Source organism: Caulobacter henricii (assembly GCF_001414055.1).
GTDB lineage: Bacteria > Pseudomonadota > Alphaproteobacteria > Caulobacterales > Caulobacteraceae > Caulobacter > Caulobacter henricii.
In genome coordinates this window covers 3714981-3733760 of the sequence record NZ_CP013002.1, presented here as the reverse complement: position 1 = coordinate 3733760, position 18780 = coordinate 3714981, and the positions used below count along the sequence as shown (strand labels likewise).

17 protein-coding genes and 1 pseudogene are annotated in these 18780 nt (G+C 68.0%); 7 read left to right on the top strand and 11 right to left on the bottom strand.

The window, feature by feature from the left end:
- Positions 1 to 106: 106 nt before the first annotated feature.
- From AQ619_RS18915 to AQ619_RS17435, 3 genes are read right to left on the bottom strand one after another with little or no spacing between them, the layout of a single operon-like run.
- A complete protein-coding gene (locus AQ619_RS18915) occupies positions 107 to 295 on the bottom strand; it encodes a DUF2256 domain-containing protein (RefSeq protein ID WP_084746139.1) in 189 nt (62 codons plus the stop codon).
- A 10-nt stretch (positions 296 to 305) separates the two neighbouring features.
- Complete coding sequence (locus AQ619_RS17440) at positions 306 to 725, bottom strand: PaaI family thioesterase (protein WP_062150690.1); 420 nt, start codon at positions 723 to 725, stop codon at positions 306 to 308.
- Positions 722 to 1231 (bottom strand): PaaI family thioesterase, encoded by a 510-nt coding sequence (locus AQ619_RS17435; RefSeq protein ID WP_062150687.1) that lies wholly within the window; start codon positions 1229 to 1231, stop codon positions 722 to 724. Before AQ619_RS17435 ends, AQ619_RS17440 begins: the two co-directional genes overlap by 4 nt.
- A 25-nt stretch (positions 1232 to 1256) precedes the next feature.
- Here AQ619_RS17435 and AQ619_RS17430 point away from each other — a divergent pair.
- Positions 1257 to 2284, top strand: a pseudogene (locus tag AQ619_RS17430) (ligase-associated DNA damage response exonuclease).
- Positions 2285 to 2461: 177 nt separating this feature from the next.
- Here AQ619_RS17430 and AQ619_RS17425 read toward each other — a convergent pair.
- Positions 2462 to 2884: a PaaI family thioesterase gene (locus AQ619_RS17425; RefSeq protein ID WP_062150679.1), complete on the bottom strand. Its 423-nt coding sequence runs from the start codon at positions 2882 to 2884 to the stop codon at positions 2462 to 2464.
- A 93-nt stretch (positions 2885 to 2977) separates the two neighbouring features.
- Between AQ619_RS17425 and AQ619_RS17420 the strand changes: the two genes are divergently transcribed.
- From AQ619_RS17420 to AQ619_RS17410, 3 genes are read left to right on the top strand one after another with little or no spacing between them, the layout of a single operon-like run.
- The gene (locus AQ619_RS17420; RefSeq protein WP_062150675.1) at positions 2978 to 3700 is read left to right on the top strand and encodes a hypothetical protein; all 723 of its coding nucleotides are present in this window, start codon (positions 2978 to 2980) and stop codon (positions 3698 to 3700) included.
- A 28-nt stretch (positions 3701 to 3728) separates the two neighbouring features.
- On the top strand, positions 3729 to 5339 hold the full coding sequence (locus AQ619_RS17415; protein ID WP_062150672.1) for a cisplatin damage response ATP-dependent DNA ligase: 1611 nt from the start codon (positions 3729 to 3731) through the stop codon (positions 5337 to 5339).
- A 60-nt stretch (positions 5340 to 5399) separates the two neighbouring features.
- Positions 5400 to 7142, top strand: a complete 1743-nt coding sequence (locus AQ619_RS17410; RefSeq protein ID WP_062150669.1) for an ATP-binding protein — start codon at positions 5400 to 5402, stop codon at positions 7140 to 7142.
- Positions 7143 to 7153: 11 nt separating this feature from the next.
- On the opposite strand, the gene AQ619_RS17405 is transcribed toward AQ619_RS17410, so the two are convergent.
- Positions 7154 to 8314, bottom strand: coding sequence for a DegT/DnrJ/EryC1/StrS family aminotransferase (locus tag AQ619_RS17405; protein ID WP_062150665.1), 1161 nt, complete (start codon positions 8312 to 8314; stop codon positions 7154 to 7156).
- A gap of 146 nt (positions 8315 to 8460) precedes the next feature.
- On the opposite strand from AQ619_RS17405, the gene AQ619_RS17400 reads away from it, so the two are divergent.
- Positions 8461 to 9447 (top strand): mechanosensitive ion channel family protein, encoded by a 987-nt coding sequence (locus tag AQ619_RS17400; RefSeq protein ID WP_062150661.1) that lies wholly within the window; start codon positions 8461 to 8463, stop codon positions 9445 to 9447.
- Between the two features lie 28 nt (positions 9448 to 9475).
- On the opposite strand, the gene AQ619_RS17395 is transcribed toward AQ619_RS17400, so the two are convergent.
- From AQ619_RS17395 to AQ619_RS17380, 4 genes are all read right to left on the bottom strand, one after another.
- Positions 9476 to 9709 (bottom strand): hypothetical protein, encoded by a 234-nt coding sequence (locus AQ619_RS17395; protein ID WP_062150658.1) that lies wholly within the window; start codon positions 9707 to 9709, stop codon positions 9476 to 9478.
- Between the two features lie 131 nt (positions 9710 to 9840).
- The gene (gene fsa / locus AQ619_RS17390; RefSeq protein WP_062150655.1) at positions 9841 to 10494 is read right to left on the bottom strand and encodes a fructose-6-phosphate aldolase; all 654 of its coding nucleotides are present in this window, start codon (positions 10492 to 10494) and stop codon (positions 9841 to 9843) included.
- A 39-nt stretch (positions 10495 to 10533) separates the two neighbouring features.
- On the bottom strand, positions 10534 to 11427 hold the full coding sequence (gene rfbD, locus AQ619_RS17385; RefSeq protein WP_236849502.1) for a dTDP-4-dehydrorhamnose reductase: 894 nt from the start codon (positions 11425 to 11427) through the stop codon (positions 10534 to 10536).
- Entirely contained in the window at positions 11424 to 11960 is a 537-nt protein-coding gene (locus AQ619_RS17380) for a D-glycero-alpha-D-manno-heptose-1,7-bisphosphate 7-phosphatase (RefSeq protein WP_062150653.1), read from the bottom strand. Before AQ619_RS17380 ends, rfbD begins: the two co-directional genes overlap by 4 nt.
- Positions 11961 to 12061: 101 nt before the next feature.
- On the opposite strand from AQ619_RS17380, the gene AQ619_RS17375 reads away from it, so the two are divergent.
- Positions 12062 to 13216 (top strand): AGE family epimerase/isomerase, encoded by a 1155-nt coding sequence (locus AQ619_RS17375; protein WP_062150651.1) that lies wholly within the window; start codon positions 12062 to 12064, stop codon positions 13214 to 13216.
- On the opposite strand, the gene AQ619_RS17370 is transcribed toward AQ619_RS17375, so the two are convergent.
- On the bottom strand, positions 13200 to 14489 hold the full coding sequence (locus AQ619_RS17370) for a mannose-1-phosphate guanylyltransferase (protein ID WP_062150650.1): 1290 nt from the start codon (positions 14487 to 14489) through the stop codon (positions 13200 to 13202). The two genes, AQ619_RS17375 and AQ619_RS17370, sit on opposite strands and share 17 nt — an antisense overlap.
- 100 nt (positions 14490 to 14589) lie before the next feature.
- Positions 14590 to 16620, bottom strand: a complete 2031-nt coding sequence (locus AQ619_RS17365; protein ID WP_062150648.1) for an NAD(+) synthase — start codon at positions 16618 to 16620, stop codon at positions 14590 to 14592.
- A gap of 167 nt (positions 16621 to 16787) precedes the next feature.
- Here AQ619_RS17365 and tkt point away from each other — a divergent pair, with 167 nt between their 5' ends.
- Entirely contained in the window at positions 16788 to 18749 is a 1962-nt protein-coding gene (tkt, locus tag AQ619_RS17360) for a transketolase (protein ID WP_062150645.1), read from the top strand.
- The last annotated feature ends 31 nt before the right edge of the window (positions 18750 to 18780 follow it).

The following is an 18780-nucleotide window of genomic DNA, read 5'->3' as shown; positions in this document are numbered from 1 at the left end:
GGTTGTTCGCGTCCGGTGAAAAGGGATATAGGCGAGGCTGATGGTAAACACCCGTTACCTTTGCGTCATGAAGGCTTTTTAAGAAACTTCCAGCCATCAATTCGCATTACAGCGGTGTAATTTTATGTGATCGGCACCGGTCAGAGCAAAATTTCACTTCTTCCCAGACCGACTCCCACTTCTTGCGCCAGGTGAAGGGGCGTCCGCAGGCCAGACAGGGTTTCGAGGGCAGGTCGCCCTTGCGAACGGCCTTGCCCCCGTCCCGTCCGGCACGCGACGCCTTGCCCCGGGCCATGGCGCGGGTCTCACTCTTCCGAGGGTGCGACGAGGAAAATGCCGCGCAGGGTGGCGATCGGCGCGGCGCGGGTTTCCTGCCAGGCCTCGACATGGACATTGGCGACCCGGCGACCCAGCTTCTTGATCGTCGCCCGGGCATAGGTGGTCACCGGCCGGCCCGAGCGCAGATATTCGATCGAGACATCCACCGTGCGCGGCTGGCGCTTCAGGGGCGCGGCCACGGACAGCTGGGCCAGGGCCGTCATCTCCATGAAGGCCCCCAGCACCCCGCCATGGATGGCCGGCAGCATCGGATTGCCGACGATGTGGTCGGCGAACGGCAGGATGGCGGTCATCTCGTCGCCGGCCAGTTCGGCGGTGATGCCCAGGAACTTGGCGTAGGGTATGGAGCCGAGGACGGCGACCAGACGGTTGTCGGCATCGGTCATGCGGCATCTCCCTTCGGCTTGGCGGCAGGCGGGCGCGAACGGGAAGGCTTCAGATTGGCCCCGGTCTTCTTGCCGGCGCTGCTATCGAGCATGAAGGTCGCCTGGGCGGTGGCCACCGGATCCTCGGGGTCGTCTTCATAGGCGACGGCGCGGACGAAGGCGACCGAGCGGGTCACCTTGTAGCAGTGGGCCCGGGCCATCACGTCACGACCCGGTTCGGCCGGGCGCATATAGTCGATGCGCAGGTCGAGGGTGGCGATCGAGGTCCAGGTCTCCAGGGCCGCATGCACGGCCTGGCCGCTGGCATGGTCCAGCAGGGTGGTCATCACTCCGCCGGCGATGACGCCGGTCTCGGGGTCGCCGACGATTTCGGGGCGATAGGGCACTTTCAGGATCGCCACCGCGTCGCCGATCTTCAATGTGGTAAAGCCCAGGGCTCGCGCCTGCGGGCTGCCCTCGTTCATCGCCGTGGCGATCATCCGGGTTTGTTCGTTGTCTTCGCTCATGCGGCTATGATTAGCAGCCCGCGCATTGTCATATCCACCGTGATCAGACCTGAAGACCTTCTCTGTCCCCGACCGGACGGCCTCTATTGCCCGCCGGGGGACTTCTATATCGATCCGGTCCGCCCCGTGGACCGGGCGGTGATCACCCATGGCCATGCCGACCATGCCCGGGCGGGCCACGGCGTGGTGGCGGCCACGCCCGAGACCCTGGCGATCATGGCGGTGCGTTATGGCGAGGCCTTCGCCGGTCGCCGCGAGGCCATCCCCTATGGCGGCAGCTTTAGCCACAACGGCGTTTCGGTGTCCCTGGTCCCGGCCGGCCATGTCCTGGGTTCGGCCCAGGCGGTGGTCCGCTGGAAGGGCCTGACCATGGTGGTCTCGGGCGACTACAAGCGTCGCCGCGACCCGACCTGCGCGCGGTTCGAGCCCGTCCCCTGCGACGTGTTCATTACCGAGGCCACCTTCGGCCTGCCGGTCTTTCGCCATCCCGACGATGCCGGCGAGATCGCCCGGCTGCTGGCCAGTGTCGGTCAGTTTCCCGAGCGCATCCATCTGGTCGGGGCCTATGCCCTGGGCAAGGCCCAGCGGCTGATCCGGCTGTTGCGCGAGGGCGGCTGGGATCAGCCGATCTATGTGCATGGCGCGCTGGAACGGCTCAATGCCCTCTACGAGGATCACGGCATTGATCTGGGGCCACTGCTTCCCGCCACCACCGACCAGTCGAAGGCGGCCTTTGCCGGCCAGATCGTCATCGCTCCGCCCTCAGCCCTGGCCGACCGCTGGTCGCGACGCTTTGCCGATCCGGTGGACTGTTTTGCCTCGGGCTGGATGCGGGTGCGGGCCCGGGCCCGCCAGCGCGGCGTCGAGCTGCCGCTGATCCTGTCCGACCATGCCGACTGGGACGAGCTGACCGAAACCCTGTCGGAACTCCGTCCGGGCGAGGTCTGGATCACCCACGGCCGCGAAGAGGCCCTGCTGCGCTGGTGCGAGCTCGAGGGCCTCCCGGCCCGGGCCCTGCGGCTGGTGGGCTATGACGAGGAGGCGGGGGAGTAGGCGTTTGGTGGTCTTTACGACCACTCGCCCCCTCCTGACCGGCTTCGCAGGTCGTCCTCCCCCGGAGGGGGAAGATGGGGGTCGGCACGTTTCATCTTCCCCCTGACAAGGGGGAGGACGACCGCGACAGCGGTCAGGAGGGGGCCTGCGGCGCTGGCCGGTGGCAACCCGCCCCCGCTAGACCCCCGCCACCTTGAAGGTCGCGTGGGCCCGGGCCACGGGCTTGTCGTCGGCGCGGACCGTGGCCCCGGCGAAACAGAGGCTCTTGCCCGGCTTGATGAAGTCGGTGTCGAAGGTCAGCCATTGGCCAAGGTTTGCCGCCCCCAGATAGTCGAGGCTCAGGGAGACCGTGACCAGGCCACGGGACGGGATCTGCAGCGCCGCCAGCACCACCCCGCAGGACAGGCCCATGGCATTGTCGGCCAGGGCGGCGATCAGGCCGCCGTGCAGACCGCCGCGGGAATTGGTGTGGGGCTCGCGGATCTCGATCCCCAGCACCCAGCGATCGTCGCGGATGTCGGCATAGATCGGCTCCCAGGGGGTGGTCAGGGGGCTGCGGCGCGGATGCAGGGTGAAGGGCTCAGGCGGCTGGAAGGTCATGATCGCGCTCCGGGACAGGTAGTTCAAACATGTGTTTGAATTGACGGCAAGCCTTGCGGCCATGCTAGCGTCCGGTCCGGACGGGGGACGCTGATGGCCAGGATTGACGACGCGCGGAAACTGGATGCGGCCAAGGTCGTCGATACCCTCAACCACCTGCGTGTCCGGGTCGGAGAGCGGTTTCCCAATTCCGGCCTGGCTGAGGTCTGCAGCCAGCTGACCGCGACGGCGCGGACCACCGCCCGCCGGGCCCGGCGCCTGTCGCGGCCCTATCTCGGCCTGCGCTTTCTGGTGCTGGTGGTGGTCCTGGCGGCCATCACCCTGGAAGTGGGTCAGATCACTCGCCTGGACTGGGCCGGCAGCCTGGGCCGGGCCGAGGCCCTTACCCTGGCCTCGGGCCTGGAATCGGCCATCAACCTTGTCCTGCTGTCGGGAGCGGCGGCCTGGTTCCTGCTGTCCCTTGAGGCGCGCTGGAAGCGGGGGCGGGTCCAGAAGGCCCTGCACGAACTGCGCTCCTTCGCCCACGTCATCGACATGCATCAGCTGACCAAGGACCCGACCATCGTGCTGGGGCCCCGGACGGCCTCCTCGCCGGTGCGCGAGATGAACCGCTTCCAGCTGGCCCGTTACCTCGACTATTGCGCCGAGATGCTGGCCCTGACCGCCAAGCTGGCGGCCCTCTATGCGGGCGAGAGCGACGACCCGGTCATTGTCGCCGCGGTCAACGACATCGAGACCTTGACCTCGGACCTCGGCCGCAAGATCTGGCAGAAGATCATGATCCTGGGCCAGCTGGACGAAGCCGGCACCGCCTGACCTCAACCACTCCGGGGCAAGACCTGCGATGTCGATGCGCGCCTTTGCCCACCTGCTCGACCGCCTGTCCCTGACCAGTGCGCGCAACGCCAAGCTCTCCCTGATCGAGGACTTCCTCCGCACCCAGCCGGATCCCGACCGGGGCTATGCCCTGGCGGCCCTGACCGGGGCCCTGTCGTTCTCGGCCGCCAAGCCCGCCGTGATCCGCAAGGCCGTCGAGGCGCGGATGGATCCACAGCTGTTCGGTTGGTCCTACGACTTTGTCGGCGACCTGGCCGAGACCGTGGCCCTGGTCTGGCCGTCACGGCCCGGGGCCAATCACGAGCCGGGACTCGCTGAGGTGGTCGAGACCCTGAAATCAGCTTCCCGCAGCGAGGTCGCGGGCCGGATCGAGGCCTGGCTCGACGCCCTCGATGCCGATGGCCGCTGGGCCTTGCTGAAACTGGTGACCGGCGGCCTGCGAGTGGGAGTGTCGGCGCGGCTGGCCAAACAGGCCTGCGCCAATCTGGGCGGGGTCGGGATCGGCGAGATCGAGGAGGTCTGGCATGGGCTGCAGCCGCCCTATGGCGACCTGCTGGCCTGGCTGGAGGGACGGGCGGCGCGGCCCTCGCCCGATGCGCCGGGACGGTTTCGGCCGGTGATGCTGGCCCAGGCGATCGACGAGGCGGTGGATTTCGCGAGGCTCGACCCGGCTGACTATGTGGCCGAGTGGAAATGGGACGGTATCCGGGTCCAGGCGGTTTCGGAGCGGGGCGAGCGGCGGCTCTATACCCGCACCGGTGACGACATCTCGGCGAGCTTTCCCGACGTGCTGGCGGCCCTGAACTTCGAGGGTGCCCTGGACGGGGAGCTGCTGGTGATCCGCGACGGGGCCCTGGCCCCGTTCGGCGACCTGCAGCAGAGGCTGAACCGCAAGACGGTCAATGCCAGGCTGCTGGACGCCTTCCCGGCCGCCATTCGCGCCTATGACCTGCTGCTGGACGGCGAGACCGATCTGCGAGCCCTGCCGTTCGTCGCGCGCCGGAAGCGGCTGGAAGCCTTTGTGGCGGCGATCGCCAGCCCGCGCATCGACCTGTCGCCGCTGCAGCCGTTCGAGACCTGGGCCGGGCTGACGATCCTGCGGGGCGAGCCGCCGGAGGGCGATGCCCGGCTGGCCGAGGGGCTGATGCTGAAGCGTCGCGACAGTGTCTACGAACCCGGACGCCCGAAGGGGCCGTGGTTCAAGTGGAAGCGCGATCCGCAGCTGATCGACGCGGTCCTGATGTATGCCCAGCGCGGCCACGGCCGGCGCTCCAGCTTCTATTCCGACTACACCTTCGGGGTCTGGCGCGAGGACGAACAGGGCGGGCGGTCCCTGACCCCGGTGGGCAAGGCCTATTTCGGCTTCACCGATGAAGAGCTGCAACGGATCGACAAATTCGTGCGCGACAACACGGTTGAGCGGTTCGGACCGGTGCGGTCGGTGCGGGCCGAAGCAGGCTTTGGCCTAGTGTTCGAGGTGGCGTTCGAGGGCCTGCAACGCTCGACCCGCCACAAGTCCGGCGTCGCCATGCGCTTTCCGCGCATCCATCGCATCCGCTGGGACAAGCCGGCCGGCGAGGCCGATGAACTCAAAACCCTGGAGCGCCTGCTGGACTAGGGCGCAGCGTTTACCTCTCCTTTGCCAGTTTTGCCTAGGCCGGGCGACGGGAGACAGATCATGTCCAAGTTTCTGGCGGCCCTGCTGCCCTATCTGCCTGCCAATGCCGATGAGCGTTACAAACAGGTCTTTACCCGCCTCGGAGTCATGGCCCTGTTGAGCTGGGCCCTGCATCTGGCTTCGCGGGATGACCTGATCGGGATGTGGGTGTTGTCCAGCCTGGCGGTCCAGGCCCTGGAATTCATCGCGGTCAGGCCCTTTGCCAGGGGGCGCATGCCGACCCGCCATGTCGAGGCCTGGACAGTGCTGATGCTGGTCTCTGTCTTCACCATGGGGGCGGTCCATGCCGGTGCAGCGGCGATCCTCTGGTACAGCGACCAGCCGTCCCTGATGGCCCTGGCCCTGCTGCTGCTGGCGGGAGGACTGCTGAACAATGTCGCCTCCGGCGTCGACAGCCGGCCTCTGTTCTATCTGGGGGCCGGACCCTATGCGATCAGCCTGGTCACGCTGCCGATCTGGTGGTGGCGCACCTCCTACGGCCAGGTGGCCATCCTGGCGACGATGGTGATCTTCTTCACCATCGCGGTACACAGCACCTGGCGGCGTTTGCACCAGGCCCGCAAGGCCGTGGTCCTGGCCCATGCGGAATCGGACGCCCGCCGCATCCAGGCCGAGGCTGCCGTGGCCGACCGGGCAGCGATGGCGGCCATAGTCAGTCATGAGCTGCGCACGCCGCTGTCCGCGATCCTAGCCGGCGCCCATCTGATCCGTCGGGGCGTTCCTCCTGCCCAGACGGCCGCCACCGCAGACCTCATCGTCGACGCCGGCCATCTGATGACCGGATTGCTGACCGACATGCTGGACCAGGCCAAGATCGAGGCCCGGGCCATGAGTCTGGAAACCCGCAATTTCGACCTGCTGGGGGCTATGGGTGACGCCACCCGGTTCTGGACCGCCCAGGCCGTCGCCAAGGGGCTGGTTCTGCGCCAGGGTCCGGAGGATCAGGCACCGGTCTGGGTCCAGGGTGATCCGTTCCGGCTTCGGCAGATCCTCAACAACCTGCTGTCCAATGCCGTGAAGTTCACCGACGAAGGGGTCATTGACCTGCGTCTGGCGGTGGCCCCCCAGGCGGACGGCCAGCTGCAGATCGTCATCGAGGTGCAGGACCATGGTGCGGGGATTCCGCCTGAGGCCATGGCCCGCCTGTTCACGCCCTATAGCCAGGCCTCGCAGGAAACCGCGCGCACCTATGGCGGCACGGGCCTGGGCCTGACCGTCAGCCGGGAACTGGCGCGGCTCATGGGCGGCGAGCTGGATGCCCGTCCTGCCGAGCCCCGGGGCGCAATCTTCCGCCTCTCCCTGACCCTGCCGGAGGGTCGACCGGAAACGGCGGCCGTCGCGGCGCGGGACGAGGGCGCAACGCCCCGGATGTCGAGCCTCAGGGTGCTGGCCGTCGATGACCACGAGGTCAATCGCCGTACCCTGGCCCTGGTGCTTGAACCCCTCGGCGTCAGCCTGTCGACGGCCTCGGATGGACTGTCGGCGCTGAAATGCCTTGCCGCAGAACGGTTCGACATCGTGCTGATGGACGTCAACATGCCCGGCCTCGACGGTTGCGAGGCGACCCGGCGACTGCGGGCGGGCGACGGCCTCAATCGCCATACGCCGGTGATCGGCTTCAGCGCCGGCGTGGCGGTCGAGGAGGTCAGGGCCTGCCACGACGCCGGCATGACGGACTGGCTGGCCAAGCCCCTCGATATCCGCGCGCTCTATGACGCCCTGGATCGTGCCGTCGCCGCCTGAAGCAGATTTCGCTAGCCGTCGAAGGCCCGGATCGCGTCGATGATGATCTGCTGATCGGCCTCGCCCAGATAGGGATGCATGGGCAGGGCCAGGACGGACTCGGCCTTGGCTTCGGTCACCGGCAGGCCGCCGACCCCGCGCGGGAAGTCGGCATAGGGGGCTTGGATGTGCATCGGGACCGGATAATAGACCGCCGTCGGGATGCCGTGCGCCTTCAGATGCGCCGCCAGGCCGTCACGGTTGCGGTGCTCGATCACATACTGGGCCCAGACCGAGACGCCCCCGGCGATGACGCTGGGCGTTGAGAGAACGGCATCCTTCAGACCCTCGGCATATCGGTCGGCCACGACCTGGCGCAGGGCGATCTCTTCGGCAAAGATCGCCAGCTTCTCGATCAGGATCGCTGCCTGGATGGTGTCGAGGCGCGAGTTCATGCCGATGCGGGTGTTCAGGTACTTGGTGTCGTGATCGAAGGTGCGGCCGACAAGGTCGGGGGCCACGGCCTTGCCGTGCACGCGGTAGCTGTCCATCAGGTCCCAGAGGTCCTGGTCGTTGGTCAGAACGGCCCCGCCGTCGCCGTAGCAGCCCAGCGGCTTGGCCGGGAAGAAGCTGGTGGTGGCGACATCGGCCCAGTGCAGGGGATGCTTGCCATCGAGGGTGCAGCCGAAGCCCTGGGCGCTGTCGGCGATCAGTTTCAGGCCTTCACGGTCGCAGATGGCCTTGAGGGCCGGATAGTCAGCCGGCTGGCCGAACAGGTCGACGGCGATCACCACCCTGGGGGTCAGCCGGCCTTCGGCCTTCACAGCGGCGATGGCGGCTTCGAGCCTGGCCGGATCGATGTTGAAGGTGTCGGGCAGGATGTCGACAAAGACCGGCGTCGCATCGACCCAGGGCACCACCTCGGGCGTGGCGGCGAAGGTGAAGGACGGGCAGAACACCGCATCCCCCTTGCCGATACCCCAGGCCATCAGCGGCAGGGCGATGGCATCGGTGCCGTTGGCGCAGGACAGGGCGAGCTTGGCTTGGCCGAACGCCGCCAGCTTGGCCTCGAACTCGCGGACCTGCGGGCCCATCACATAGGCACCGCTGTCGAGGACGCCGGCGATGGCGACGTCGATGCGGTCACGGATCCGGCGCTGCTGCGCGGCGAGGTCGATGAAGGGCATGCTCATGGGCGGGGCTCATAGAGGCGGATCGAAGCGAGTTCGAGCCAATTGATGTAACCGACTGTTTCGCGGGCACGAAGCGCCGTCGTGACGGAACAGGCCGGGGGACCTCGCCGTTGACCGCTCGCGGTGGGGGCGCCATCGAGAGTTCCATGACCAAGCCGACGCTTATTCCGCCCGATGCCCGCCTCCCCTCGATTGCCCATGTGAAACCCGACGAGACCATGCTGGGACACTTCCTCGACTGGTCGGGCAAGGTGGCGATCAATCTGGTGGTGGCCGGGATCATCCTGATCCTGACCTTCTGGCTGGCGGGATGGCTGGCCGGGGCGATGCGGCGGGCCCTGGGCCGCGTACACCGGACCAATCCCGACCCCACCCTGCAGACCTTCGGCGCCTCACTGGTGCGCTATGCGGTGATCGCCGTCGGCCTGGTGGCGGTGCTGCAGCAGGTGGGCGTGCAGGCCACCTCGATCATCGCCGTGCTGGGCGCGGCTTCGCTGGCCATCGGCCTGGCGCTGCAGGGGGCGCTGTCGAACGTGGCGGCCGGAGTGATGATCCTGCTGTTCCGCCCCTACAAGGTGGGCGACACCATCGAGACGGCGACGCGGATCGGCACGGTCAAGTCGCTGGACCTGCTCTTCACCGAGATCGCCACCCCCGACAACGTCAAGGTGATGATCCCCAACAGCAAGGTGTTCGGCGACGTCATCCTCAACTACTCCACCCACCGGACGCGGCGGGTGGACGTGCTGTTCAAGGTCCCGCTGAAGACCGATCTGGTCGCGGTTCTCAAGCGCCTGCGCGAGCGGGCCGAGGGCGATCCGCGCATCCGCCAGGAGCCGGCGGTGCAGATCGAGGTCACCGACCTGTCGGAAGCCTTCGCCCAGGCCGCGATCCGCGCCTGGACCGCCCGTGAGGACTATGCCGCGGTCAGGACCGACCTGATGCTGACCGCTCACCTGCTGTCGGAATATCCGGCCCGCCAGGACCTGCCGCCGCCGCGCCCGTCAAAGGCGGTCGATCCTTCGCCGGCCATGCCGGGTGAGGGGGAACACCATCTGATGTTCAAGCTGCCAGGGGCCCGTGGTGGCCGGAAATCGGGCTCGAGCAAGACCCCTTCACCGCCCAGGGCCTGAGTGGCAGGCGGCGGGCGGCGGGACCGGTTCAGGCCTGGCCCAGTGTGCCCCGAAGGCGCAGCCACTCCTGGGCGAACTTGCGGCTGACCCTGGCGTCTTCGAACTCCACCCGGCGGCGCTCACCGGTGAGGTCCGGGGCATTGTGGATGATTACGAACGGATAGCCGTTGGCCGACAGGAAGCCCTGGAGAAAGGTCGAGAAGCTCGCGGCTTCGGCGGTATCGGCGAGGCGAAACTCGGCGATGGCGTCGCTCGGGACCATGAGGGTCTCTCCTGTGGCTGGGACCAGCCTAGGACAAAAGACCGCATGTGCGAATACAGTTCGCGTCAGCGAAATAATCAGCGATCACCCTGAGTGGCAGCAGGCGAACCCGCTGCCACTCAGATCAACCCCTAGAGGATGGATTGGCCCGTGCCGGCCCAGTCCTTCATGAACTGTTCCAGGCCCTTGTCGGTCAGGGGATGCTTGAACAGGTCGCTGAACACGGCGGGCGGGATGGTGACGACGTCGGCGCCGACAATGGCGGCGTCCTTGACGTGGGCGACATTGCGCACCGAGGCGGCGAGGATCTCGGTCTCGTAGCCGTAATTGTCATAGATGGTGCGGATGTCGCGGATCAGGTCCATGCCGTCGAAGCCGTAATCGTCCAGCCGGCCGATGAAGGGCGAGACGAAGGTCGCCCCGGCCTTGGCGGCCAGCAGGGCCTGGGTCGGCGAGAAGCACAGGGTGACATTGGTCGAGATGCCTTCATTGGCGAAGGCGGTGCAGGCGATCAGGCCATCGCGGGTCAGGGGGATCTTGACCACGACATTGGGCGCGATGCCGGCCAGCTTCTGGCCTTCGGCGATCATGGCGTCGGCGGTGGTGGCGGCCACCTCGGCGCTGATCGGACCCGGCACGAGGTCGCAGATCTCGGCGATCACCTCCAGCATCGGCCGGCCCGACTTGGCGATCAGGGTCGGGTTGGTGGTCACGCCATCCACCAGGCCGGTGGAGGCCAGGTCGGCAATGACCTTGGTGTCGGTGCTGTCGAGGAAGATCTGCATGGGACTCTTGCGCTGGATTTTATGGAGATTTTGGCCGGTTTATCGCGCCGGAGCCGCCCACGCCAGCACAAGCTGGTCGGCTGCCCGCTCAACGGCCGGTCGCCAGGGCTGGGGCGTGAAGCCAAACACCCGGGCCAGCTTGCCACTGTCCAGGGGTGAGCGCGGCGGTCGGGCCGCGGCCTCGGCAAAGGCGGCCTGGGTCGTGGGCTCCAGGTGCGCCCGGGTCAGGGGATCGCGCGCGATGGCGGCTTGGGCGAAGTCGAAGCGGCTAGTCTCGCCGGCATTGGCGAAATGGAACAGGCCAAAGGCCGCGTCGCCCGCTCCGCCCGCCGCCCAGCGTGGCGCGGCTTCGACCATGAAGGCAGCCAGGGCCTCGCCGTCGGTGGGGCTGCCATACTGGTCGGCGACCACCTTCAGCACGTCGCGGGTGCGGCCCAGCTCCAGCATGAAGGCGACATAGTTGCGGCCATAGAGGGAAAACACCCAGGAGACCCGGAGCACCGCCGTGCGTGGCCGGGCCAGAACGGCCGCCTCGCCCGCCAGTTTCGAGCGGCCATAGACACTGATCGGCCGGGCCGGGTCGGCCTCGACATAGGGTCGATCGGTCTGGCCGTCGAAGACGCTGTCGGTCGACAGGTGCACGAAGGGGACGTCGCGTTCGCTGCAGGCGGCGGCCATGGCCTCCGGTGCGGTCGCGTTGACCGCGAAGGCCGCCTCGGGCTCGGCCTCGGCCCTGTCGACCATGGTGAAGGCGGCAGCGTTCCAGACCAGGTCGCAATCGGCCGCCAGCACGGCGGCGCGGACGGCAGCGGGGTCGGTCAGGTCGACCTCGGCGCGCGTCAGGGTCGTCAGGCTGAGTTTCCCCCGGCCGGCGGCGATCAGGGCCTGACCGACCTGGCCGGTGGCCCCGAACTGCAGGACCTTCAGGCTCATGCCAGGCCGGGGACCCGGTCGCCCAGCACCGAGACGACAAAGGCATGCAGGTCGCCGCCCGGGAACAGATAGCCCGGCATGCCGGCCCTGCGGCCGGCCTCCACGTCGCTGGGCTTGTCGCCGATAATCACCGCCTGGTCGGCGGTCAGGCCGGCCTCGGCCAGACCGCGCAGCAGCATGCCGGGATTGGGCTTGCGGTCCGGATGGTCGGCGACCCGATAGGCCTCCACGGCGGCATCTTCGTGATGGGGCGCGAAATAGAAGGTCTCGATCCGGCCGCCGAGGGGTGCCAGCTGCCGCTGCATCTCGGCATGGAAGCCGTGCATGGCGGCCTCCTCGAAATAGCCGCGGCCGATCCCGGACTGGTTGGTCACCACCATCAGCCTCAGCCCGGCCCGGGTCAGGGCGACGACGGCCTCGCGGGCACCCTCGATCCACTCTAGGCGGTCGGGGTCGCTGACATAGCCATGGTCGATATTGAGCACGCCGTCCCGGTCGAGGAAAACGGCGGCGAGGGGCGGCAGGGTGTCCATGGGGCGAGCTTTATCGCCTGAGGCCGTGCGGCGCCAAGCCGGCGTCTTGGCGCTGGGCCGCAACTTGGCCTAGAAAGCAGCCTCCACCCGGAGCGCTTCTGATGACCGATGCCTTCTCTGATGCCGCGCGCCTGCGCGACCGTCTGAAGACCTGGGTCAACCAGACGGCCTTTCCCCTGTGGTGGTCAGTCGGGGCAGACCAGACCGGCGGCGGCTTCTTCGAGACCGTCCAGCAATCGGGCGAGGCGATCGATTCGCCGCGCCGGGGTCGGGTGCTGCCGCGCCAGATCTATGCCTTCGCCGCCGCCGGCGATCTCGGCTGGAGTGGGCCCTGGCGGTCGGCGGTGGACCATGGCCTGGGCTATTATCTCGACGTCTATCGTCGGCCCGACGGCCTGTTCCGCACCCTGGTCGGGCCCGGGGGCGTCAGCCTGGATGAGACGGCCGCGCTCTATGACCAGGCCTTCGCCCTGTTCGCCCTGGCCAGTGCCTGCCAGGTGACCGGCCGTGCCGATCTGCGCGAAGTGGCCGTGTCGGTCCGCCAGACCCTGATCGACACCCTGAAACACGAGCTGGGCGGCTTCCGCGAGTCGACACCGATGGACCCGCCGCAGCATTCCAATCCGCACATGCACCTCTTTGAGGCCTGCCTGGCCTGGGCGGCGTTCGACCCTGATCCGGTCTGGCGGAGCCTGGCCGACGAGATCGCCGAACTGGCCCTGGCGCGGTTCATTGACCCGGGGACCGGGGCCCTGCGCGAGTTTTTCGCGGCGGACTGGACTCCCGCTCCGGGCCAGACCGGCCAGATCTGGGAACCGGGCCATCAGTATGAATGGGGCTGGCTGCTGCTGCGCTGGGGACGACTGGCCGCCCGGCCCGACGCCACTGCCGCGGCCCTGCGGATGATCGATCTCGCCGAGACCGTCGGGGTCGATGCCGAACGCGGCGTGGCCATCAATGCCCTGCTCACCGACATGAGCGTCCATGACGGGGGGGCGCGTCTCTGGCCGCAAACCGAGCGGATCAAGGCCGGGGTGCTGGCCGCCGAGATCACCGGCGAAGCGCGCTGGTGGGGTGTGGCGGCCGACGGGGCCGAGGGCCTGCTGCAATATCTCCGCACGCCCGTGCCGGGCCTGTGGCGAGACAAGCTCAGGCCCGACGGCACCTTTGTTGAGGAAGCCGCCCCGGCCTCCTCGTTCTATCATATCGTCTGTGCGATCGCCGAAATGGACCGGGCCGTTAAGGCCGCGACGTGATCAGCAGAATAGCGGTGTTTGAGGCCCTGACGGTTTGGGGCTGGTCCAGGCTGGTGACCGGGCCAAGGCCCTCCACGTCTCCCTCCAGCACCTGAACGACTCCGGCAGGAAGCTCGACCGTTTCGCCGGCCTTCAGGGCCCATTGTTCGACTCTGGCCGTGGCCGTGGTCGACAGGAGCCGCCGGGCTCCGCCACGCTCGCGACCATGGGCGATGGCGCGACCGTCGCGCTTGAGACCGTCGACCAGGGTCTTCACGACCTGGCTGGCGTCGCGGTGGCAGACCAGCACCGCGTCGGGCTCGGCGACCACAATGATGTCGGACAGGCCGATCACGCCGATGAACGGACCGGTCGACCGGGCCAGGACCCGCTCGCAATCGATCAGGGTGACGTCGCCGGACACGGCATTGTCGTCCTCGGTCTTGGGACAGGCCTCCCAGATCGCATCCCAGGCCCCCAGATCCGACCACGAAAAGGCGGCGGGGACCACGGCGGCCTTCTGGGTCCGCTCCATGACGGCATAGTCGAGCGAGATCCTGGCCGCCTGGCCAAAGGCGGCCTTGTCCAGCCGACCCAGGCCGTCCTTGACGTCGAGGGCGGCGACACAGGCGCGGGCGGCGGCCGAAACGCTGGGTTCAAAGGCGTCGAGTTCGCCCATCAGGACCTCGGCCTTGAAGGCGAAATTGCCGCTGTTCCAGAGATAGCCCTGGGCGACATAGGTTTCGGCGGTGGCACGGTCGGGCTTTTCGACGAAGGCGGCCACCCGGTTGACGGCGCCGCCCGCCAGGGGCTCGCCGGGGCGGATATAGCCAAAGCCGGTGGCCGGCCCGGTCGGCCGGACCCCGAAGGTGACGATCCAGCCCTCGGCGGCGGCCCGAGCTGCGGTCAGGGCCGCCTGACCGAAGATCTCCGGCTCGGCAATATGGTGATCGGCGGCCAGCATCAGGGCCACGCCGTCCGGGTCGCGGGACTGGACATAGGCGGCGGCCGCAGCGACGGCGGGGGCCGAGTCGCGGGCTTCCGGCTCGACCAGCACGGTGACCGCCACATCGATCTCGTCACACTGGGCCAGGACAAAGCCGACCATGGCCTCGCCGGTGACGATGACGATCTCGGCCCGGCCGGGCAGGTCCTTCACCCGCAGGACGGTGTCCTGGAAGCTGGAGGTCGCGCCGATCAGTTTCAGGAACTGCTTGGGCTGGTCGGCGCGCGAGGCCGGCCACAGGCGGGTGCCCGAACCGCCGCACAGGATCACCGGATAGATCGCGCTCACAAGACCCCCAGGATCATCGACCCCGCCACGGGGCCTCATCGCCAACTAGCACGGGTATCTTAACGATCATCCGACGCAAGGGGCGGGATGGGTGAAAGGTTCAGGCCGGTACGCCGGCCTGCAGTTCGGCCAGCCAGACCTCGGCTGTCGCATCCGAGGGCATCCGCCAGTCGCCACGCGGCGACAGGGCTCCGCCCGACGAGATCTTGGGCCCGTTGGGCATGGCCGAGCGCTTGAACTGGTTGGCGAAGAAGCGGCGCAGGAAGAGCTCGAGCCAGCGCCGGATCTCGGCCAGATCATAGGCGCGCCTCTGGTCCTCGGGAAGGCCGACCGGCCAGCCGCCCTGGCCGGCGTCATGCCAGGCGGTCCAGGCCAGGAAGGCGATCTTGGACGGTGTCATGCCATAGCGGGTCAGGTAATAGAGGTTGAAGTCCTGCAGGGCATAGGGACCGACAAAGCTCTCGGTGGCCTGGACCTGTTCGCCCGGCACCAGTTCCGGCGAGATCTCGGTGGCGAGGATGTCCTCCAGCAGGTCGGCCGTGGCCGCATCGACATCGCCCGAAGCCGCTACGAAGCGGATCAGGTGCTGGATCAGGGTCTTGGCCACCCCGGAATTGGGATTGTAGTGGCTCATCTGGTCGCCGACGCCATAGGTGCACCAGCCCAGGGCCAGTTCCGACAGGTCGCCGGTGCCGACGACCAGGGCCCCGTTATGATTGGCCAGGCGGAACAGATAGTCGGTGCGTAGGCCGGCCTGGACGTTCTCGAAGGTCACGTCATAGACCGCCTCACCCCGGCTATAGGGATGGTCGAGGTCCTTCAGCATCTGCTCGGCGGCCGGACGGATGTCGATCTCGCCGGCCGTCACGCCCATGGCCTTCATCAGGGCCCAGGCATTGGCCTTGGTGCGGTCCGAGGTGGCGAAGCCCGGCAGGGTATAGGCCAGGATATTGGCGCGGGGCAGGCACAGCTGGTCCATGGCCTTGGCGGCGACGATCAGGGCATGGGTCGAGTCGAGGCCACCCGATATGCCGATCACCAGCTTTTTCAGGCCCGAGGCCTCGACCCGGCGGGCCAGGCCCTGGACCTGGATATTGTAGGCCTCGTAGCAGTTGTCGCGCAGCCTGGCCGGGTCGGACGGCGTGAACGGGAAGCGCTCGACGGTGCGGGCCAGGGCCAGGTCGCCGGCCGGCGGGGTGAAGTCAAAGGGCACGATCCGGAACGCGCTCGGGGTCAGGGCGGCGGCATCGCCGAAACTGACCACCCGCATCCGCTCCTGGCGGATCCGGTCGACATCGATATCGGCCAGGGCCATGACGGCGGTGGTCGAGAAGCGCGGGGTTTCCGCCAGCAGATTGCCCATCTCGTGGATGTCGGCATGGCCGTCCCAGGCCACGTCGGTCGAGCTCTCGCCCGCCCCGGCCGCCGAATAGACATAGGCGGCAATGGCGCGGGCTGACTGGCTGGCGCAGAGCAGGCGGCGGGTCTCGGACTTGCCGATGGTGATGTTGCTGGCCGACAGGTTCAGCAGGATCTCGGCGCCCGCCAAGGCCTGGGCGGTGCTGGGCGGAGTCGGCGTCCAGACGTCTTCGCAGATCTCGATACCCACAGTGAAGGGTGTCGGGCCGCTGGCCCGAAGGAGAATGTCGGTCCCGAACGGCACATTTTGCCCGGCCAGGGTCACGGTCCGGCCGACCACGCCGGCGCCGGGGGTGAACCAGCGGCGCTCGTAGAATTCGCGATAGTTGGGCAGGAAGCTCTTGGGGATCACGCCCCGCACCCGGCCGCCCTGGATGGCGATGGCGGTGTTGTAGAGCCGACCTTCGAGCCTGAGCGGCGCGCCGACGATGAACAGCGGTGCCAGGTCGGCGCTGGCCCTGGCCAGGGTCTCGATGGCCGTCTCGACCGCGTCTAGCAGGGCGGTCTGCTGCAGCAGGTCGTCGATCGAATAGCCGGTCAGGCCCAGTTCCGGGAACACCATCACCGCCACGCCGGCCGCATCGGCCTCGCGCACCTGGTCCAGCGTGCTGGCGGCATTGGCGGCCGGATCGACCAGCCTGACCTTGGGAACGGCCGTGGCCACGCGGACAAAGCCATGTCGGTAGGGCGAGAAGAACGGGAGGCTCGTCAAGCGATCGACCTTTCGAGGTTATGCTGAAACTGAGCATAAGTCGGGTTCAAGCTATAACGTGTCCGGAGCATGATGACCAGCACCTGCAAACCTTGACCCGAAAGGGTCATCGTGCGACCTCGCGCCCGCGCAGCCCTGCAAAACACAACGAACAAAGACGAACGCCCATGCCCGTTTCGCCCATCAAAATGGCCGACGCGATCCGCGTCCTTTCCATGGATGCGGTCCACAAGGCCAAGTCCGGACACCAGGGCATGCCGATGGGCATGGCCGATGTGGCGACCGTGCTGTGGAGCAAGTTCCTCAAGTTTGACGCCAGCAAGCCGGACTGGGCCGACCGCGACCGCTTCGTGCTGTCGGCGGGCCACGGCTCTATGCTGCTCTATTCCCTGCTTCACCTGACCGGCTTCAAGGCCGTGACGATGAAGGAAATCGAGAATTTCCGGCAGTGGGGCTCGCTAACCCCCGGCCACCCCGAGGTTCACCACACGCCTGGCGTGGAATGCACCACCGGTCCGCTGGGCCAGGGCCTGGCCACAGCCGTGGGCATGGCCATGGCCGAAGCCCACCTGGCCTCGCGCTTCGGGTCCGAGCTCGTCGATCACCGCACCTGGGTGATCGCCGGTGACGGCTGCCTGATGGAAGGTGTCAGCCATGAAGCCATCAGCATCGCCGGCCGCCTGAAGCTGGCCAAGCTGACCGTGCTGTTCGACGACAACAACACCACGATCGACGGCGTTGCCACCATCGCCGAGACCGGCGACCAGGTCGCGCGCTTCAAGGCCGCCGGCTGGGCGGTCAAGGTCGTCGACGGCCACGACCATGGCAAGATCGCCGCTGCCCTGCGCTGGGCCACCAAGCAGGACCGCCCGACCATGATCGCGTGCAAGACGCTGATCTCGAAGGGCGCGGGTCCGAAAGAAGGCGACCCCCACAGCCACGGCTACACCCTGTTCGACAACGAGATCGCCGCCTCGCGCGTCGCCATGGGCTGGGACGCCCAGCCGTTCACGGTGCCGGATGACATCGCCAAGGCCTGGAAGAGCGTCGGCCGCCGCGGTGCCCGCGTCCGCAAGGCCTGGGAAGCGGGCCTGAAGGGCTCGGCCCACTCCGCCGAGTTCAACCGGGCGGTCTCCGGGGCCCTGCCGACGGGCGCCTTTGAAGCCGTCGACGCCCACATCGCCAAGATGGCGGAGACCAAGCCGGCCAATGCCACCCGCGTCCATTCCGGTGCCGCCCTGGATCACCTGATCCCGGCGATTCCGGAGATGATCGGCGGCTCGGCCGACCTGACCGGCTCGAACAACACCTTCGTCAAGGGCATGCAGCCCCTCGACGCGCCGGACTATGCCGGCCGCTATGTCCACTATGGCGTCCGCGAGTTCGGCATGGCTGCGGCCATGAACGGCATGGCCCTGCACGGTGGCGTCATTCCCTATTCGGGCACCTTCCTGGCCTTTGCCGACTACAGCCGCGCGGCGATCCGGCTCGGGGCCCTGATGGGGGCCAAGGTCATCCACGTCATGACCCACGACTCCATCGGCCTGGGCGAGGATGGCCCGACCCACCAGCCGGTCGAGCACGTGGCCTCCCTGCGCGCCATTCCCAACCTGCTGGTCTTCCGTCCGGCCGACGCGGTGGAAGCCGCCGAGTGCTGGAAGCTGGCCCTGCAGCAGACCTCGACCCCTTCGGTCATGACCCTGTCGCGCCAGAAGACGGCCGGCGTGCGCGGTTCGGGATCCGAAAACCTGTCGGCCAAGGGGGCCTATGAACTGCTGGCCGCCGAGGGCGGCGCGGCGGCGGTGACGATCTTTGCCACCGGCACCGAAGTGGCCGTGGCCGTGGCCGCGCGCGACATCCTGCAGGGCCAGGGCAAGCCGACCCGCGTGGTCTCGGTGCCCTGCTGGGAACTGTTCGACCAGCAGCCGGCCGCCTATCGCCAGGCCGTTATCGGGACGGCTCCGAAGCGCATCGCGGTCGAGGCGGGCATCCGCCAGGGCTGGGAACGCTTCATCGGCGAGGACGGCGGCTTTGTCGGCATGACCGGCTTCGGTGCCAGCGCCCCGTTCGAGCGCCTCTACAAGGAATTCGGCATCACCGCCGAGGCCGTGGTCGCGGCCGCCGGCTGATCTGATCCCAGGGGCGCGCGCCTGCCGCGCG

Bases quoted from the DNA above. Each gene is read 5' to 3' on its own strand.
- AQ619_RS17380 (WP_062150653.1), bottom strand. From the start codon at position 11,960: ATGGACACCCTGCCGCCCCTCGCCGCCGTTTTCCTCGACCGGGACGGC.
- AQ619_RS17435 (WP_062150687.1), bottom strand. From the start codon at position 1,231: ATGAGCGAAGACAACGAACAAACCCGGATGATCGCCACGGCGATGAAC.
- AQ619_RS17410 (WP_062150669.1), top strand. From the start codon at position 5,400: ATGTCCAAGTTTCTGGCGGCCCTGCTGCCCTATCTGCCTGCCAATGCC.
- AQ619_RS17375 (WP_062150651.1), top strand. From the start codon at position 12,062: ATGACCGATGCCTTCTCTGATGCCGCGCGCCTGCGCGACCGTCTGAAG.
- AQ619_RS17440 (WP_062150690.1), bottom strand. From the start codon at position 725: ATGACCGATGCCGACAACCGTCTGGTCGCCGTCCTCGGCTCCATACCC.
- AQ619_RS17405 (WP_062150665.1), bottom strand. From the start codon at position 8,314: ATGAGCATGCCCTTCATCGACCTCGCCGCGCAGCAGCGCCGGATCCGT.
- AQ619_RS17395 (WP_062150658.1), bottom strand. From the start codon at position 9,709: ATGGTCCCGAGCGACGCCATCGCCGAGTTTCGCCTCGCCGATACCGCC.
- AQ619_RS17415 (WP_062150672.1), top strand. From the start codon at position 3,729: ATGTCGATGCGCGCCTTTGCCCACCTGCTCGACCGCCTGTCCCTGACC.
- AQ619_RS17425 (WP_062150679.1), bottom strand. From the start codon at position 2,884: ATGACCTTCCAGCCGCCTGAGCCCTTCACCCTGCATCCGCGCCGCAGC.
- rfbD (WP_236849502.1), bottom strand. From the start codon at position 11,427: ATGAGCCTGAAGGTCCTGCAGTTCGGGGCCACCGGCCAGGTCGGTCAG.
- AQ619_RS17400 (WP_062150661.1), top strand. From the start codon at position 8,461: ATGACCAAGCCGACGCTTATTCCGCCCGATGCCCGCCTCCCCTCGATT.
- tkt (WP_062150645.1), top strand. From the start codon at position 16,788: ATGCCCGTTTCGCCCATCAAAATGGCCGACGCGATCCGCGTCCTTTCC.
- fsa (WP_062150655.1), bottom strand. From the start codon at position 10,494: ATGCAGATCTTCCTCGACAGCACCGACACCAAGGTCATTGCCGACCTG.
- AQ619_RS18915 (WP_084746139.1), bottom strand. From the start codon at position 295: ATGGCCCGGGGCAAGGCGTCGCGTGCCGGACGGGACGGGGGCAAGGCC.
- AQ619_RS17420 (WP_062150675.1), top strand. From the start codon at position 2,978: ATGGCCAGGATTGACGACGCGCGGAAACTGGATGCGGCCAAGGTCGTC.